Genomic DNA, 18706 nt, shown 5'->3' with positions numbered 1-18706 from the left:
CTTCTATTTACTTATATCTAAATTTATAAATATACAAAATATAAAGATTGGTGGTAAACTTAACATGCCTAAAGCTTTTTTTGTAGAGCTTAAGGATTTTTTTGCATGCACATTTATGAGTGAGCAAAGAATATTACAGAGAATTACACTATAGAAGGAATAATGGAGGCAGGAGAGTTAAATGAAGAATAAAGGTCTAAAGAAAATGTTGTTGTTATCTATGATGGTTGTTGTCATCGCTGCACTTGCAGTGGGTTGTGGTTCGAAAAATAATACAAATACAGAATCGTCAGAGGGAGCTGCTCCAGAGGCTGCAAAAGAAGTTACCTCCTTGTCGCTAGGTTTATTGCCCTCGATTGATGCTATTCCTTTTATCATCGCACATGAACAAGGTTTCGATAAAAACCACGGTGTGGATCTGGATATCCAGACGTTTAAAAGCGCCAAAGATCGGGATGTAGCTTTTCAAGCAGGCAAGCTGGATGGTCTAAGTGCTGACCTGGTTGCGATCTCCATTTACAATGAGGCTGGACTGGATGTGAAGATCACCAGTACAACTTTTGGGGAATTTGATTTGCTGACTGGAAATGAATCGATCCAGGATGTGAAGGATTTGAAGGGGAAAACCGTGATTTTGTCCAAAAATACCTCCACACAATATACAGTAGCAATGATGCTGAAACAAGCAGGTCTGACCGAAGATGATATTACAGTGACAGAGGTTCCACAGATTCCGACCCGTTTAGAATTGCTTAAAAATAATAAGGCGGATGCGGCTATTTTGCCAGAGCCTTTTGTAACGATGGGCAAAACCTCAGGCCTGCGTGTACTGAGCTCAACGATAACTGCGGGAGTAAATCCGTTCGTATTAGCTTTCCCGCAAACTGCAATTGATGCCAAAGCAGAAGCTATCCGCAGTATGTATGCTGCATATGATGAAGCAGTAGCTTATATGAAATCCCATGAACAATCTGAATATATCGATCTTGTAATCAAAGAAGTAGGATATCCGGAAACATTAAAAGATGAGATCAAGGTACCGGATTATGTACCAGCTTATCAAGTGGATGTGAAGGAAGTAGAGGCCGCATTTGCTTGGGCACGGGAAAAAGGTTTGCTCAGCAAAAATATCTCGGCTGAAGATGTGATTTCTGATGTCCAATTCAAGAAATAAAGGACTCGTTATAAAGGATCTGAAAGTAGAATATAAGAGCGGACAATTGGCCTTGGGTCAGGTAGATTTAACTTTGCCGGAGCACGGGATTTACACCATTATCGGACCCTCCGGCAGCGGGAAATCAACTTTATTACGGGCGATTGCGGGCTTGCTGCCTAGCTATCAGGGACAAATTCTTTTTAATGAGAAATCTGTGCATGAGAAAGAAACGTTAATCGGGCTGGTGCCGCAGAACTACGGGCTTCTTCCTTGGAAGACTGTACATGATAATATTCAGATAGCGATGAAGATTACGCATACGGCAAGTGCATCCAAGCAAGAACGGGAGACGCAGATTAAGCAGTGGCTTTCGTCGATGGGGATCTCTGATTTAGCAGAACGTTATCCTTTATCCCTCAGTGGAGGCCAGCAGCAAAGAGTAGCGATTGCCAGAGCTTTTGCCATTTTGCCTACTATTCTGTTGCTGGACGAGCCATTCTCTGCACTCGATGCAATAACAAGGGAAACACTACAGGTTCTCTTTTTAGATAATTGGCTGGCTAACCCTACGACTACGTTATTTGTCACTCATGATGTGGAAGAAGCGATTCTGCTGGGGCAAAAGATTATCGTCATGCCGTCCAACAAAGAAACTACACCTGGAATTATTGATAATCATTTGGTGTTTCATATGAAGCATGAGAATAAGCGGGACAGTGTGGATTTCTTTGAGCAGACTAAGCGGATTAGAAAGGTAATGCAGGAGATATGGTAAACAAACGTCGACTTCATCATCTAGTAAGGCTTCTATTTGTATTTGTCTGTATGAATGTAGTCTGGTATATCGCATTTTTACTTATGAACCATTCGATTTTGCCAAGTCCCTTTGCTGTATATAAGGCGATGTTTCAGTTAGGGGCGCAGGATATTGCTATAAATGTAGGGTATAGCTTGTTCAGAATTTTTGCAGGTGTGGTACTGGCTTTAATTATTGGACTGCTTATAGGTCTTCTAATGGGACGTTCGTTGACCTGGAACAAACTGCTGGACCCTGTGGTTTACTTGACCTATCCGGTTCCCAAAATTGCCCTGCTTCCAGTAGTGATGCTGTTCTTCGGGCTGGGGGAAACGTCCAAAATCCTAATGATCATGCTGATTCTATTGTTTCAGATCATCATTTCGGTAAGGGATGGGGTTAAGGCTATTCCGGACAATACCTATGATGTCTTAACTAGTATAGGTGCCAGCGCTGTGCAGAAATTCTGGCATGTGACACTGCCGGGGGCATTGTCAGTAATTCTGAGTACGATTCGTATTTCGCTAGGGACAGCGATATCCGTACTGTTTTTTACGGAGATTTATGGAACAGAGCACGGTATGGGCTTTTTCATCATGGATGCGTGGTTAAGATTAGATTATCCGGAGATGTATGCGGGAATTATGTTGTTCAGCTTGGTCGGTTTTATTCTCTTCTTGCTTGTTGATTTTCTTGATTACAAGTTTATGAAGTGGCGGAACTAAATTTAGTTGGAGATTAAACTATAGCTTTCCTTTGTCTGAGTTTAGGCAAGGGGGAGCTTTTTTTATATGATTTTTTGGGGGCAACAAAATTAATTTTAGTTTCATTATTATTTGAATGGAAAAATAAAACAGTAAAATAAATGGAGGAAAAAATGAAAATTAAACATACTTAGGGCTGTAAACCCCCGTTTATTTTAGAGAAACATAAAGATGGTGAGATGAAAAGAGGGAATTTGTTTTAAAAAAACTAATAAATCTCTTAATTTCTTGCAAATCTATTGGAAATTATATTCATAAAAGTATAAAAAGGTTTAGTTTAATTTATTTACAACCAGATTTTAGTATGGTATTTTATCAATGGAAACGGATTCATTTAGATTTTGTGGAATGATTTTAAGTTATTGCGAATGGAAGGGACTATTCACTTCATAAAAATGAAAACGCTAATAAAAGGTTGGGGGTAATTATTTTTGAATAAATATGGACGGAAGCTATGGCTTACGGTGCTGATTTTCGTGATTGTGATTGGCGGGCTGACGTATTATTGGGCTTCTAAGGACGAAAATCCAGCAACACTGTCTCAGGAGTCTGCCAAAGAAGCAACGGGTGAATCGGGAAAGGAAATTCTTCCAACGGCGACAGCAGCTAACACAAGTAGTGGAACCGCATATACGTTGACTGTGGATACGGCCAATCCGGGAGCTAAGATCAGCCCGATGTTGTATGGAGCCTTTTTCGAAGAGATTAATCATGCGGGAGATGGAGGGCTATATGCAGAGCTGATTTCCAATCGTTCCTTTGAGGATAGTTCGGTCACACTGTTCAATTGGTGGATTGATGAAAAAGGAGGGAGTAAAGGGAAGCTTGCTCTGACCAGCACTAAGCTTTTGAACGAGGCTCAGACCCAGGCAATGGCTTTAACAGTATCATCAGCTGCCGAGGGTGGTTCGGTATCTGCTGTGAATAATGGTTACTGGGGGATTGCTTTGACGAAGGATGCCAGTTACAAGTTGTCTTTCTATGCGCGGCCAGAGCCAGGGGACAATATGCCACTGCGTATAACGTTAGAGAGCCCAGATGGCAAAGAGCTATATGCGGAACAGACCGTTGATAAGTTAAAAGAAGGATGGAATCCATATACATACACACTGACTTCTACAGGTACTGTAGCAAACGCACGAATTGTAATCTCTACTGCCAATGTAGGGACTGTTTATCTCGATATGGTGTCTTTGTTTCCTGAGACTTGGAACAACAGGGAGAATGGGCTTCGCATCGATTTGGCTGAAAAGGTAGCTGCGATGAAACCCGCATTTGTTCGTTTTCCGGGGGGATGTTTTGTGGAAGGGAAAACGCCAACGGATGCTTATCAATGGAAGAACACCATTGGTCCGATTGAAACGCGTCCCGGTCATAAGGGATATTGGGATTACCGCTCCTCAGATGGGCTGGGCTTCCACGAATATCTGCAATGGGCCGAAGATCTGAAAGCGGAACCATTATATGTAGCTTATATCGGAATTTCACATAACGGAGATCCTATAGCCAAGCAGAATACCGTTCCAGTCAGTGAAATTCAGCCATGGATACAAGATGCACTGGACGCCATTGAATATGCAAACGGACCGGTTACTAGCAAATGGGGGGCACAAAGAGCCGCCAATGGTCATCCGGAGCCTTTTAATATGAAATATGTAGAGATTGGTAACGAAAACAATTTCCAGATGAGTGAATATATTAAGCGTTATGGCTTGTTTTATAAGGCAATTAAAGAGAAGTATCCAGAGATTCATCTCATTGCCAATGCGGCAGTTGAAGGTGAGCCTATCGAAATGGTTGATGAGCATTACTATGAAACCTCTGAATGGTTCCTCAGCAACTCGAACAGATACGATACTTATGACCGGAGTGGTCCTGAGATTTATGTTGGTGAGTATGCGGTGACCAAGGGTGCCGGAGAAGGCAATCTGAACGCTGCAATCGGCGAGGCCGCTTTTATGATGGGCATGGAACGGAATTCTGATATCGTGAAAATGTCCTCCTATGCTCCATTGTTTGTGAATACGAAGGATCGTACTTGGAACCCGGATGCTATTGTGTTTGATTCATCGACTAGCTACGGAACACCTTCTTATCATGTGCAGCAGATGTTCGGAAGCAATAAGGGGGATGTAGTTCTTCCAACCTCACTTGTGGCTCTAGGTCAAGAAGAAACCTCCGGTAAGCAATCCATTCAAGGTGGAATTGGTTTGGGGACTTGGGCCACCCAGGTAGAGTACAGCGATGTACGAGTAGCGAAAGGTGATGACGTTCTTTTTGAAGATCATTTCAAGAAGGATTCCGGAGCCTGGACTCTAAACAATGGGGACTGGGAACAATCCAAGGGTACTTTTAAGCAGACTTCTAATGATATTGATATTCGTGCAGTTGCCGGTGAGGCTTCATGGAGTGATTATACACTTTCTCTTAAGGCGAAAAAGACTGGCGGAGCAGAAGGCATGCTCATTATGTTCGGCTCTAAAGATGAGGGCAACTTCTATTGGTGGAATCTTGGCGGCTGGGGAAATACGCAGAGCGCGATTGAAAAATCAGTAGGTGGAACAAGAGCAGTCATCGGAAGAACGGTTCCTGTAAGGATTGAGCCTGGGAAATTGTACGATATCCGCATTGAATTATCAGGTGCTAATATCCGGCTCTATCTCGACGATGAGCTTATACAAGAGGTGAACGATGAAAGTCCGGCAGGGCTGCTGTTCCAAACTGCGAGTCGTGATCTTGCCACAGGTGAGCTGATCGTTAAAGTCGTTAATGCGGGTGACACTGCTCAGCGCACGGATGTTTCTTTTGCCGGACTTGCCACATCAAGCCTGGGAGGAACAGCTACCGTACTTCAGTCGGACGATTTAAATGCTGAGAATAGCTTTGCTGAACCTGACAAGGTGGCACCTGTAACTCAAAAGATAAGTGTAGACAAAGGTAGTCTGGAGTTTGAATTCCCGAAATATTCCGTGACCGTGTTAAGACTAAAGGAAGGGGGCAAATAGCTGGTCACGGAGGGAGTTCACTCCTTCACTATAAACAGGCATTTATTTGTTCAATTTAAGAGGGAGGTTAGGTTATGATTTCGCAAAGAAAAACGAGCAGTTTAGTCGTATGTATGTTAATGGTTTTTGTGCTTATTCTGTCAGCCTGTAGCAGCGCTGGAAGCTCAACGACGAATAAAAATGCAGCTAACAACGTAAAAACGAACACTGAAAAAACCAATAATGCTAGTGAGCCAACCAATGCAACAGCTACTGAGGGCACGGAAGCAACAGATCCTGCCAACGACCTGCCAAGCAAAGATATTCAAGGTGAGGTTACCGTTTGGGCCTTTAATGAAAAAGTGTTCGAGGAAGTCGGCGCTGCTTTTATGGCTGAATATCCTGGAATTAAGCTGAAGACAGTAGTTATGCCCTTTGGCGACCTGCATGACAAGCTGCAAACGACAATCGCCGCAGGTAGCGGGGCGCCCGACGTAGCAGAAGTAGAGATGTATCAGTTGAATCGCTATATGGCGGGCAATGTGCTGGAGAATCTTTTGGAAGAGCCTTATAACGCTGGAAAATATAAAGATCTGGTTGCTCCTTATAACTGGGAACGTTGGATGACACCAGACAGCTCACAGCTGCTTGGTATGCCTTGGGATATGACACCGGGGGTTTATTACTACCGTGCAGACATTTTTGAAGAGCTTGGATTGCCAAGTGATCCTGCTGAGCTTGGCGAATACATGCAAGATGAAGAGAATCTCTTGAACCTGGCTCAAATTTTGAAAGCTAACGGTAAATATTTCATGGAGTGGAGCGATGGCCCGATCGTATGGGCAGGAGATGAAGTCGGCTACTTCGATAAGGATATGAACTGGACACGTAATACGGACAAAATGGTGAAGGTTCTTGATATTACAAAACGTGGACAACAGCTGGGCTGGGCACCTCATATCGGTTATGGCTCAGACGAAGGTAAACAGCTAGTTCTAAAAGGTGATTTGGTTGGTGTCGTATCGGGTTCATTCGGAGCGCGCGGACTTCAGGAAACATTCCCTGAGCTTGCCGGAAAATGGAAGGTAACCCGTTTGCCAATAGGAATTAACGTGGGAATGGGCGGATCAAGCTTTGTTATCCCTTCGCAAAGCAAAAATAAAGAAGCGGCATGGGCTTACATTCAGTGGAGCATGAGAAGTGAAAATGCTTGGAAAATTTGGACAAAACATTCCATTCAGCCGGGTTACAAGGATATTTCCAGTCTTGATTGGTACGCAAACACTAAAAATGAATATCTGGGTGGGCAAGAGGAATTTAAACTATATGAGCAATTAAGTAACGATATTCCAGTCAAACACCTTACCCCAGTGGATAACAAGGGCTGGGAAATCTTTATAGCAGCGATCGGTGATGCACTGGCTAAGAACACAGATTCCAAGACGGCTATTCAAAAAATTGGTGATGATGTCTTGAAGCAAGCGTCTAAAGAAATTGCTGCCTTTAAAAAGGCAATGGGAATGCAGCCGTAAGGAAATCTAATAACAGGAGGGGCAGCCTGCAATTGCCAGAGCTGCCCTGCTTGTATTCACTTAAGTCCGAGAGGCCCGTAAAGATGGGAGGAGACCGATGCGTGTTACGCATACTGCGAAAATATAAGATTAGTTTGTTGTTACTGGTACTTTTAGGAGTCTCCCTAGTGTGGTGGAATCAATCACGAGGGTTTGATAATTCAGCGATGGATGGCATCCCCGTTTATGCGGATGTTGATGAAAGCTCTATTTTAGAAAGCGATAGTGTGAATTCAAAACTCGAAGCCTCTTACTTAAGCTATTACGAGGAAAAACAGCAGGATGGAGCAAAGGACTCATCGGATTTTACGCTTGCTATTCCTTCGGCGGATTATAAGGCCATTAGTTCTGAAGGTACAGAGGTAATGACGGATCTTGGTGGGAGACCCGGCAAGGTACTAGCGCTTAAAGCAGAGGATAGCTGGGTGGAATATAAATTTACGGTTCCGGCAGATGGGTTATATCAGATGGGGATGGAGTATTATGCCCTTCCTGGTAAACGATCCTCGATCATTCGAAGCGTAAAGATTGATGGGGAGTATTTATTCTCTCAAGTAAAAAAAATGGAATTCCAGCGGATGTGGAAGGAAAGTGCAGAGCCATGGCTGGACAATCAAGGGAATGAATTTAATCCCAAGCGGGAAGAGGTAACAGGCTGGCAATATCGGGAGTTTCGAGATGCCGAGGCCAGAACTGCGGATCCCTTTCGCTTTTATCTGAGCAAAGGGGAGCATACGGTGAAGCTGGAAGCCATCCGGGAACCGGCTGCACTTAGTGAACTGAGAATATTTTCTCCAGAACCGCTCCCGACTTATGCGGAAGTGAAGCAGGAGTATGAGAATAAGGGTTACAAGCCTGTTCAGAATCAAGTGATCAAAATTCAGGCAGAAGAATCCTCCCTTCGTTCAGATCCAACGCTGAAGCGGATCGAGGATCGGGAGCCACTCACCGAACCTTTTAACAAAGATGCTATTGTGCTTAATAGTTTTGGGGGTGTCGGGTGGCGTACGGGTGGACAATGGGCGGAATGGGATTTCGAGATTCCTGAGTCAGGGCTCTACAATATCGCAATTCGTTACGGCCAGTGGTTCCTAAACGGGATACCGGTGGAACGCCGGATTATGATTGATGGCGAGGTACCGTTCCAAGAGCTGAATGCCTTGAAATTCCCTTACAAAGCGGAATGGCAAGTAAACAAGCTAGGGAATGAGGATGGAGAGTACTTCTTTTATCTAGAACAAGGTAAGCATACGTTGCGGATGGAAGTTCAAGTATCGGGCGTTGGCGGAATGATTGAAGCTGTGCTGAACACTACACATAAAATGTCTCTTTTGGGACGTGAAATCACGCAGGTAACGGGAACGAACCCTGATCCAAACGGGGATTGGCAGCTGGAGCAGAACATTCCTAATCTTGTGCCACGTTTACATTTGATGGCGCGGACGTTGGATGATGCTGTGCAGGATATGTATGCTTTTGGCGTTGCTGATGGAAGCTCTGAGCTGAGTACGCTTTATGAAGCACGTGACCGGTTCCTGGAAATGGCGAAGGATACCTCAAGTATTCCAGGTCGTCTTCAGCAATTTACGGATCTGCAGTCATCGCTTGGCCTATGGGTCAACGGATTAATGAAGCAGAGTATTGTAATGGACTATATTGAAGTGAAGTCGGAAGATCAGCCATGGCCTAAAGACGCGGCTCCTTGGTATACCCGTGTAGGGACGATGACGTATGACTTCTTTAGTTCTTTTACAAAGGATTACAGCGGCATAGGGAATACGTACAAAAATGAAAAGGTGCTGGATGTCTGGATCTCTCGTGGACGTGATTGGGCGGAGATCATTAAGCAAATGGTGGATGAGGACTTTACACCAAACACGGGCATCAAGGTGAACGTCAATATTATTCCTACGCTTGCAGCGGATCAGAAGCAGATTCTGTTATTAGCCAATACTGCCGGACTTGCTCCCGATGTGGCACTGGGGGTTGAGGGTGAAGTGCCGATTGACTTCGCGGTGCGGAATTCACTCGTGAATCTGAATGAATTCTCAGATTATCAAGAGGTTGCTGAACGTTTCAGAGCGGGTGCACTGATTCCTTATAAGTATGATAACGGAGACTTCGCATTGCCGGAGAATCAGAACTTCACGATGCTCTTTTACCGGAAAGATATTATGGCACAGCTGGGCATTAGCGAGAAGGATATTCCGAATACGTGGCAAGAGGTTATGGAACTGATTCCTGTGCTGCAACAAAACGGGATGGACTTCTATTATCCACATGCCCCGAACAATCCAAGTCTAGCCATTAATGAGTTTGCGCCGTTCTTATTCCAGTATGGCGGGGATTTCTATAAGAATAATGGGATGTTGTCTGATCTGGATTCACCAGAAGCACTGACAGCTATGAAAATGTGGACGGGACTCTTTACGAACTACAAGCTGCAGAAACAAGCGGATTTCTATAACCGTTTCCGTTCTGGAGAGATGCCAATCGGCGTTGCTGATTATTCCACATACATTCTGTTATCTACTGCCGCACCTGAATTGACAGGCTGGTGGGGCATGAAACCAATGCCGGGTATTGAACAAGCAGATGGACAGATTAACCGTTCTACAGGCGGGCTTGCACAGACAGGAATTATTTTTAAGGATACGGATATGAAAGAAGAATCTTGGGAGTTCCTGAAATGGTGGACCAGTGCGGATGCACAGGAGAACTTCGGCTCAGAGCTTGAGTCTTTGCTGGGTGTTGAAGCTCGTTGGAATACAGCCAATGTTGAAGCACTCAAACGTCTGCCGTGGCAGCAAGATGATATCGACGCCATTATGGAACAGTGGGAGTGGTTTAAAGAGCGCGAAGTGGTGCTTGGAGGATATTACACGACCCGGCATATCGCCAACATCTGGAATGAAATTGTGCTCAACGGTAAATTCCCGCGGGAGGCGATGGAGCAAGGTGTGCGTGAAATCAATAAAGAGCTTAGTAAGAAACGCGAAGAGTTCGGAATTGAAACTTCCCAGACTTCAATCGCCAAAGAGAAAGGAGGTCAGAAATGAGTAGTGAAATAATTACACCGGTACAGAACGAAGCCGTACAGATGCAGCCGACGAAAACTCCCGGGAAATGGACTCAGCTTTGGTTAGATATCAAAAAAAATAAAGTTTCCTATTATTTCTTGGCCCCTTTCCTGATTCTGTTCACTGTTTTTACTATTGTTCCTATTATCATGTCCGTCGTTCTAAGCTTCAGCTATTACAACATTATTGAGACACCGAGATTCATTGGCTTCTCTAACTATAAGCTGTTGTTTGTAGACGATGATATCTTTCTTAAAGCTGTTGGGATTACGCTGAAATTTGCCATTATTACAGGTCCAATAGGTTATATTATGGCCTTCTTGCTGGCCTGGCTGATTAGCCAGATTCCGCAGAAGTTCCGCTTTTTCTATACCCTATGCTACTATGTGCCATCGATTACAAGTGCAGTAGCAATGTCCGTGGTTTGGTTGTATTTGTTCGCCGGCGACCGCAAGGGGTTGCTCAATCACTGGCTCATTCAGCTGGGGATTATCAATGAACCTTATTTATTTCTACAAAATGTAGATTCGATCGTACCGGTGATCATCATAGTTTCCTTATGGATGAGTATGGGGGTAGGTTTCCTTGCTTTTCTGGCCGGACTTCAAAATGTACCGACAGATTTATATGAAGCTGGCTCAATTGATGGGGTCAAGTACCGCTGGCAGGAGCTTTGGTACATTACGATTCCATGCGTCAAACCGCAGCTGTTATTCGGTGCGGTGATGCAGGTGGTCGGTTCGCTTACCGTATTTGACGTCAGTATGCGGCTTGTTGGATTTCCGAGTCCCCTTTATGCAGGCCATACGATTATGGCGCATCTGTTCGACTACGCATTTATCCGCTTTGAGATGGGATATGCGTCAGCGATTGCTGTATTACTGTTCGCTTTGATGCTTGGGCTCAACCGTCTCATCTTCAAAGTGCTGGGGAGGGATTAGGATGCACAAAATAAATTTACGGCGTATTGACTATGGCGGCATCTTTTTATATCTGTTCTTAACGGTGTTTGGCCTAATTATGCTGCTGCCACTTGTCTATATGGCAGTGACTGCTTTAAAACCAACAAGCGAACTATTCCTGTTCCCACCACGGTTTTTCGTAGTGAATCCGACGTTGGTGAACTTTCGTGATTTGCTGTTAATTACCGGAACTTCGGCGGTGCCGTTCTCACGGTTTATTTTCAATAGCGTGGTCGTTACATCGGGGATTGTGGTCGGGGGTGTCTTAATTTCAGCAATGGCGGCTTATCCGCTTGCCAAGCACAATATGCCATTTAAAAGCGCTATCTTTAGTATGATTGTGGCGGCGCTGATGTTTTCACCCTTAGTATTGCAAATACCGCAATATCTGCTGATTAGCCGCAGCGGATTAATGAATTCGTATTTTGCAATGATCTTACCTTATCTGGCTGCACCGATGGGAATGTTTCTTATGACCCAGTTCCTGCGGCAGCTTCCAGACGCTTTATTAGAGGCGGCCCGCATAGACGGGGCTTCCGAATGGAAGGTATTCTGGGTGGTTGTGATGCCAATGCTTAAGCCGGCGATTTCGACTTTTGCTTTATTCAGCTTCATTTCTGCTTGGAATGATCCGTATCCTTCAATGGTCTATACGACTGTTCAGGAAATGAAGACATTGCCGCTTGCCATCCAAACTATCAGTGGAGGAGCTGGAGTCGTTGCTAGGGTAGGTACTTTGGCAGCAGCAAGCTTCTTGATGATTCTCCCGACTATTCTTGTCTTTATATTAACGCAGCGGATGGTGCTTCAGACAATGGCCCATTCGGGGCTGAAGGAATAGGGGGAGTCATGATGATAGGACGTAATATGATAAAAATGCTGCTAACAGGGCTACTGGTGACGCTGACACTGCCAGTGCTGCTGCTTCCAGGGCAGGCGCTAGCTGGTGAAGCCCCATATGAGGGGTATACGTGGAATCAGTCCGGCAATGAGGTCCGCTCGATTAATGGTTATCTCTACGATTCTTCTATCGATCCAACAGGAACAGATATGGGGTCCTTCAAAAATCCGGAATCTCTTTTTATTAGTGATGACGATTCACTCTACGTAGTAGACACGGGCAACAGCCGTATTGTTCATATGGATAAGGACGGTCGTCTGCTAAATCTGATCGGTGATGCGGAGGGCAGCGGCAAGCTGCAGGAGCCGAAGGGTGTATTCGTGAAAGAGGATGGAACGGTATATGTAGCAGATACAAAAAACGCGCGTATTGCTATTTTTGATAAAAATGGCAAGTTCGTAAAAGAGTTTCTAAAACCGGATAGCCCATTACTGGGTGCTAATTTCTCTTATTCTCCTTCTAAATTAGTCGTAGATAAGCGTGATTATATGTATGTGGTGAGCGATGGTAACACACAGGGGTTGCTGCAAATTGACTCGGGCGGTAAGTTCAAGGGGTTTTATGGAGCGAACCATGTAGGCTTCTCCTGGACACGACTCTTAATTAAGCTGGTGGCCACCAAAGAGCAGCAGAACCAGCTGGCGACCGTTAAACCTTCTGAGTTCTCCAACGTGGATCTGGATGAAGAAGGATTTATCTACAGCACAACCCTGGGCGAAGAGTATAACCAGATCAAACGGTTATCTCCGGTAGGCGTAGATACGCTGAACATTGGTAAACGCTGGTACGGTGATTATTACTCTGAGGGTCCATTCAGTATGGCTTCCTTTATGGGGATCAGTATTGATAAGAACGGATTTATAACTGCGCTGGATTTGCAGTCCAGTAAAGTCTTCCAATATGACAAGCTGGGGAATTTGTTATTCAGCTTTGGCGGGATTGGGGATCAGAATGGACTCTTCGTGACTCCTTCCGCCGTAGATCAAACCGCTGATGGCCTGATCTATGTAGTGGATAAAGGACGGGGCAGAATCGATCGCTTCCGGACCACGCCGTTTGCGGATTTGGTTCATCAGGCATCTTTGCTATATGTAGATGGCAGCTATGACGAAGCGCAATCCTTATGGCAAGAGGTGCTGCGATTGAACGCCAATTATGATATGGCTTATCAGGCTATCGGCAAAGCGCTTTATAAAGCAGAGCAATATAAGGAATCTATGAGCTATTTCAAGCTTTCAAATTCCAAAGCTGACTATTCATCCGCTTTCCGCGAATATCGTAAATTGTTTATCCGGGAGCATTTTACTTATTTCTTTGCCGGCGGAATCGGGCTGTTCTTAGTACTGCTCTGGAGTGCGCCGAGATTATACCGGAGATTCCATGCCTGGCTGTATAGAGGAAACAAGGCAGTATTGGACCCGGCAAAGGGGGAGATTGGATGAACACTTTGCGAATGATTCATCAGGTTGTAGTTCATCCTTATCAGTTCTATAACGATATTCAAGGAAAGCAGCGTATCCGCTGGATACAGGGGATTGCGATCGTTCTACTGACCTTTGTGGCACGAATGATCTCGATTCTGATTACAGGGTATGCTTTTCAAACAAGAGAGCCGCATGAAATCTCCATGTTTCATGAGTTTATTTGGCTTATCGTTCCTTGGTTGACCTGGTGTGTCTCGAACTGGGGTGTCAGTACGATTATGGATGGTGAGGGGAAATTTAAAGAGATTTTTGTGGGCAGTGCCTTTGCGCTTGTTCCATACATGCTCTTTATCATCCCAGTCACACTGCTAACGTTGGTCCTTTCGCTGGATGAGGCTTCAACCTTCAATCTGCTGCACAAGTTTGTGATTCTTTGGGTGGCTTGGTTGATTTTAATGAAGGTGAAGATCCTGCATGACTTTGAGATTCGCAAGGTTATTTTTATCACCATAATCAGTGTAATAGGCATCGCCATTATCTGGTTTGTAGGCATTTTGCTGTTTGGTATTTCCAATCAATTTGTTTCATTTATTGTCGATCTGCTCAAAGAATTGAGATTGCGCGCGTAAGGAGGGAAAGGTAACACGATGAGAAAAAAAGTTAAAGTGCGGGGCATTCTCTGTATTGTTGTGATGATGCTGTTCGCAGTGATAAATGTTCAACCCCTACACAGTTCCGCCGATCCGTCCACCGCTGCGCAGTCTGTTCAGACTGAAGAAAGCAAAGAGGTTGGGCAAGAGCAAACATCGGTGGTGACTGAACCAGCTGAAGGGCAGGCCACTTCTGTGCAAGAAAAGGAGACCACGACTCCCGTAGAAGAGCAGGCTCCAGCCGCTGTAGCAGCACCTGTACAGAAGGTTGAGCTGCAGCCGGTCACGCCTGGAACAAAAGCATTGGAGAACGAACGCTATATTTTATATGTAGATGAGAAATCGGGAAATCTTCGCATCACAGACAAAATCACAAACAAGGAGTGGCTTGGATCTCCACAGCTGGAGCGAACAGCCATGCCAAATATTAAGAAATACACGACCGCACCGATTTATGCCAGATACACACAGGGGGCTGATATTACACAGGTCTACCCACTTAAAGATGAAGACTCCACGGTTACCGTAACGATTGAGCAAGATGTCGTCCGTGCGGAGTTTGCTTTTATTAGCCTGAAGCTTTCTTTTGCTCTGGAGTACAGACTGACTGCTAATGGATTTGAGGTTTCCATTCCACAGGAGTACTTGAAGGAAGAGGGGAATGCGAAATTCACGAGTCTGGAGGTTCTGCCATTTTTTCATGCGGCTAGAGAAGATGCAGAGGGGGCAATGATGCTTCCGGATGGTTCAGGGGCATTGCTGGAGTTTCGGAAAGATCATCCCGCTTATTTGAAAGGTTATTCTGAATACATTTACGGCGGGGACGAAACCTTCGTGAAACAAAATCATGAAATTACGGATAACTCTTGGCAAAAGGCGGCACCTCTTAAAAAAGCTATCGCTTTGCCAGTGTTTGGGATCTATCAGGGAGACACCGGATATTTAGCAATTGTTACTAAGGGAGATACCGACGCTAAAATCAACGGTGTTCCATCAGGCATTCGCGCTATTTCGCTTTATAGAGCATCAAGTGAATTCACCCTGCGCAAGGATGATGTTATTTTTGTCGGCAATTCCGGCCAAATTCCTTATTATCAGGGTGAGATGATCAAAACCGATCGTAGCGTACGTTATGTTCTGCTCCAAGGCGAGGAAGCCAACTACGTTGGGATGGCGAAGGAATACCGTAATTACTTAATGGAAGAGAAAAAGGTCAAGGAAGTAGTTCTTGAGAACACGCCATTGTATCTGCAAGTGCTCGGCGGGATTTCGCGTGATGAAGTCATCGGTTCAACTTTTATAGAAGCAGCTACGTTTAAACAAATCAAGGACATGATTGATCAATATCAGGCAGAGGGTGTTACTCAGCTAGAGATTACGATCGAGGGATGGTCCAAAAATGGTTTATACGGAAACCAGCCAGAACAATTCCCTGTTGAGAAGAAGCTGGGAGGCAATAAGGGACTTAAAGAGCTTCAGGAATATGCCGCAGGCAGGGGCGTAAATCTTTATTTGAAAGCTAACTACGTGAAACCTTACCAAGATAGCAACGGCGTGAAGGCAAGTAGAGATGCTGTGCGCGGCATTAATCGTGAAGTCTTGAAGCAGTACGTCTATTATCTCTCTACCCGGTGGAATACGGATGATTATTTCTATTTAATGAAACCTAGTGTTATCGCAAAACGCAGTAATGCTGAGCTGAGCAAGTTTCAGGATCTGGGTGTGAAGGGTGTGCAGTTTGAACACTTTGGAAGCTTGCTATACTCCGATGAGGATAATAAATCCAATACAGACCGCCAGCTTACAGAAGATACTTATGTTAATGCATTGGATAACTTCCGTAAGGGTGAGCTTAACACGGCAGTAGATTATGGTTTTGCCTATACATTAGGACATGTGAACCGGATTGATCAAGTGCCGCTCGACTCCAGTCAATTTGTCTATACAGATCGGGCGATTCCTTTTTATCAACTAGTGTTACACGGCTTAGTGCCTTATACAGCAAGCCCGGTTAATCTGTACGATGATTCCCGTAACCAAACCTTACGGGCGCTGGAATATGGAGCCCTTCCAAGTTATGAATTAACTTATGCTCCGACTAGCGATCTTCAGAGAACCATGGCAGACCGGCTGTTCAGCTCTAGTCTTGAGAACTGGCTGGTACCTTCTGTGCAGAATTATCTCGCATTGAAAGAGGTCTATGACAGCATTAGCAACCAGCAAATGACGAATCATGAGCAGCTGCAAAGTAAAGTCTTTCGGACGACTTATGCAAACGGTGTGAGCATTATAGTCAACTATAATGAGCGGTCTATTGACGTGTCTGGTCAGACCGTCGAGGCATTCAGCTATGCGGTAACAGGAGGATGATGAAGTGAAAAAATCAAAGCTATCGATGCGAGCGCGTTATTTCGTTGAAGGATATTCCTTCATCGGCCTGTGGCTGGTCGGATTTCTGGTGTTTATGGCTGTTCCGCTGGGCCGTTCCTTGTATTATTCCTTTCAGGATCTCCAAGTGAGCAAAGGCGGCTTACTGGCCACTTTTGTTGGGCTGGAGCATTATCGTGCCGCGTTTACTACAGATGTTAATTTCTTGCCTCTGCTCAAATCGACGATGGTGTCGACGGTGACTCAGGTTCCGTTAATTCTTATCTTTTCGCTCTTTTGTGCGATTCTGCTAAATCGCGGACTCGTAGGAAAAACCTTTTTCCGTGGCGTGTTCTTTTTGCCGGTCATCATTGCTTCAGGGGCGATCCTGGGCAAATTGATGGATCAGGGTGCCGCAAATTTACCGATTTTTTATAATCAGGATTTATATGATAAGCTCCATAACTTTATCCCCGGCGACATTTTGAAGTCGTTGCTGAAATATGCAGAATCTTTAACACTGGTGATGTGGGATTCTGGCGTGCAAATTCTGATTTTTCTAGCGGGGTTACAGACGATTTCTGTTTCACTGTATGAAGCGGCCAAATGTGATGGAGCAACCGCGTGGGAAAGCTTTTGGAAAATCACCTTCCCGATGATTATGCCGATGATGCTCGTAAACACGTTGTTTAGTATCGTCAGCTCATTCACGAAGGCAGATAATCAAATCATGAGTCATATTTTGAATGTCGTCTTTAAGAATAATGATTTTGGATATGGCTCAGCGATGGGCTGGATTTATTTTGTGTTTATTTTCTTGGTTCTGGGTTTGGTCTTCCTGTTATTCAGCAAGTCGCTCGGTGCCACCGAAGGGAGGAAGTAGAAGATGTTGAAGGAATCCGTAAAGCAGGTTCGGACGACGAACATGGAACATCTGACAACTCGTCTAAAAGCAAGCGGCAAGCTGGACAGAGTCGTGAAACGTTCGCTTCAGGTGCTGAATATCGCTTTTTATTACTTGGTTATTCTCAGCTTAACGTTCGTATTCCTATATCCCTTGTTATACATGGTGTCCAAATCCATGATGCAAGTAACAGACGTAGCCGATGCCACAGTGCAATGGCTTCCGAAAAAGATAAGTTTTGGCAACTATTTTCTGGCATGGGATTCGCTAAAATTCTGGGCCGGGTTTGCGAATAGTGCGATTATTTCCTTCGGGAGTGCGGTTCTGCAAATCTTAAGCTGTTCCTTAATCGGGTATGGCTTTGCCAGATACCGTTTTCCAGGCTACGCAGTATGTTTCGTTCTGCTGCTGTTTACTTTTCTAGTTCCACCGCAGACGATTGTTGTGCCGCTTTATTTGTTCTTTAGTGACTTGGGGTGGATTAATACACATTTGCCGTTTGTGGTTCCTTCTATGTTTGGGCACGGGTTGAAGGGGGCATTATTCGTACTGATCTTTATTCAGTTCTACCGCGGAATGCCTAAAGTGTTGGAGGAAGCAGCACGTATCGACGGTGCAGGTGCATTCAGAACGTACTGGAAAATCATGTTTCCAATCGCCAAGCCGGCAATGCTGATCGTATTCTTGTTCTCTGTGGTATGGCACTGGAATGACAGCTTTGAACCGAATACGTATTTAACAACACCGGATTTCTATAATCTGTCGCAGCGATTAGCGATGTTTTATGGTTCCAATAATCAGGCAGCGGAGACGATGTCGCAAATGACTTCGGGTTCTATTGGGATGGCCCCAACTGGACTGAATCAGGTTATGGCGGCGTGTATTCTAACTATTCTGCCAATTCTGATTCTGTATTTGTTCGTACAGCGTCATTTCGTAGAAAGTGTGGAACGCTCCGGTATTGCCGGGGAATAACTTTATCTACTAAAAAACCAGCAAGCTCCCTGTGTGGAGGCTTGCTGGTTTTATTTTTAGGTAAAGGGTCTTCAAATTAGTATATCAATTCGGTTAAGATGGATAAGTATTCGATAAACTGTATTAGAAATACACATCCAAACCAAGGGAGTCAAACGATGAATAAACGCAC

At 44.7% G+C, this 18706-nt stretch carries 13 protein-coding genes; all 13 read left to right on the top strand.

Translation table 11 applies throughout. The features are described 5' to 3' along the window. Positions 1-181: 181 nt before the first annotated feature. The 13 genes from MHH60_RS16410 to MHH60_RS16350 all read left to right on the top strand — a co-directional run bounded on the left by MHH60_RS16410 (position 182) and on the right by MHH60_RS16350 (position 18534). Positions 182-1174, top strand: coding sequence for an ABC transporter substrate-binding protein (locus tag MHH60_RS16410; RefSeq protein WP_076138093.1), 993 nt, complete (start codon positions 182-184; stop codon positions 1172-1174). Further along, positions 1155-1931 (top strand): ABC transporter ATP-binding protein, encoded by a 777-nt coding sequence (locus MHH60_RS16405; RefSeq protein WP_076138095.1) that lies wholly within the window; start codon positions 1155-1157, stop codon positions 1929-1931. Before MHH60_RS16410 ends, MHH60_RS16405 begins: the two co-directional genes overlap by 20 nt. Further along, positions 1925-2677, top strand: coding sequence for an ABC transporter permease (locus tag MHH60_RS16400; protein ID WP_081383954.1), 753 nt, complete (start codon positions 1925-1927; stop codon positions 2675-2677). Before MHH60_RS16405 ends, MHH60_RS16400 begins: the two co-directional genes overlap by 7 nt. 470 nt (positions 2678-3147) lie before the next feature. Then, positions 3148-5721, top strand: a complete 2574-nt coding sequence (locus MHH60_RS16395; protein ID WP_081389148.1) for an alpha-L-arabinofuranosidase C-terminal domain-containing protein — start codon at positions 3148-3150, stop codon at positions 5719-5721. A 74-nt stretch (positions 5722-5795) separates the two neighbouring features. Beyond that, positions 5796-7232, top strand: coding sequence for an ABC transporter substrate-binding protein (locus MHH60_RS16390; protein ID WP_038573104.1), 1437 nt, complete (start codon positions 5796-5798; stop codon positions 7230-7232). Positions 7233-7399: 167 nt separating this feature from the next. After that, positions 7400-10330: an extracellular solute-binding protein gene (locus MHH60_RS16385; protein WP_076138098.1), complete on the top strand. Its 2931-nt coding sequence runs from the start codon at positions 7400-7402 to the stop codon at positions 10328-10330. Beyond that, positions 10327-11292, top strand: coding sequence for a carbohydrate ABC transporter permease (locus MHH60_RS16380; protein ID WP_051491076.1), 966 nt, complete (start codon positions 10327-10329; stop codon positions 11290-11292). Before MHH60_RS16385 ends, MHH60_RS16380 begins: the two co-directional genes overlap by 4 nt. Position 11293: 1 nt before the next feature. Continuing rightward, entirely contained in the window at positions 11294-12154 is an 861-nt protein-coding gene (locus tag MHH60_RS16375; protein ID WP_036679629.1) for a carbohydrate ABC transporter permease, read from the top strand. A gap of 11 nt (positions 12155-12165) precedes the next feature. Next, a complete protein-coding gene (locus tag MHH60_RS16370; protein WP_076138100.1) occupies positions 12166-13656 on the top strand; it encodes an NHL repeat-containing protein in 1491 nt (496 codons plus the stop codon). Continuing rightward, positions 13653-14267, top strand: coding sequence for a YIP1 family protein (locus tag MHH60_RS16365; RefSeq protein ID WP_076129177.1), 615 nt, complete (start codon positions 13653-13655; stop codon positions 14265-14267). Before MHH60_RS16370 ends, MHH60_RS16365 begins: the two co-directional genes overlap by 4 nt. An 18-nt stretch (positions 14268-14285) precedes the next feature. After that, entirely contained in the window at positions 14286-16658 is a 2373-nt protein-coding gene (locus MHH60_RS16360; protein WP_076138102.1) for a DUF5696 domain-containing protein, read from the top strand. Between the two features lie 4 nt (positions 16659-16662). Continuing rightward, positions 16663-17538, top strand: a complete 876-nt coding sequence (locus MHH60_RS16355) for a carbohydrate ABC transporter permease (protein ID WP_081389150.1) — start codon at positions 16663-16665, stop codon at positions 17536-17538. A 3-nt stretch (positions 17539-17541) separates the two neighbouring features. Further along, on the top strand, positions 17542-18534 hold the full coding sequence (locus tag MHH60_RS16350; protein WP_051491074.1) for a carbohydrate ABC transporter permease: 993 nt from the start codon (positions 17542-17544) through the stop codon (positions 18532-18534). The last annotated feature ends 172 nt before the right edge of the window (positions 18535-18706 follow it).

Origin of the sequence: Paenibacillus sp. FSL H7-0716 (assembly GCF_038002705.1) — a bacterium.
Classification (GTDB): Bacteria; Bacillota; Bacilli; order Paenibacillales; family Paenibacillaceae; genus Paenibacillus_AQ; species Paenibacillus_AQ odorifer.
Note: the sequence above shows the minus strand (reverse complement) of the source record. Positions and strands in the feature narration are given on the sequence as shown.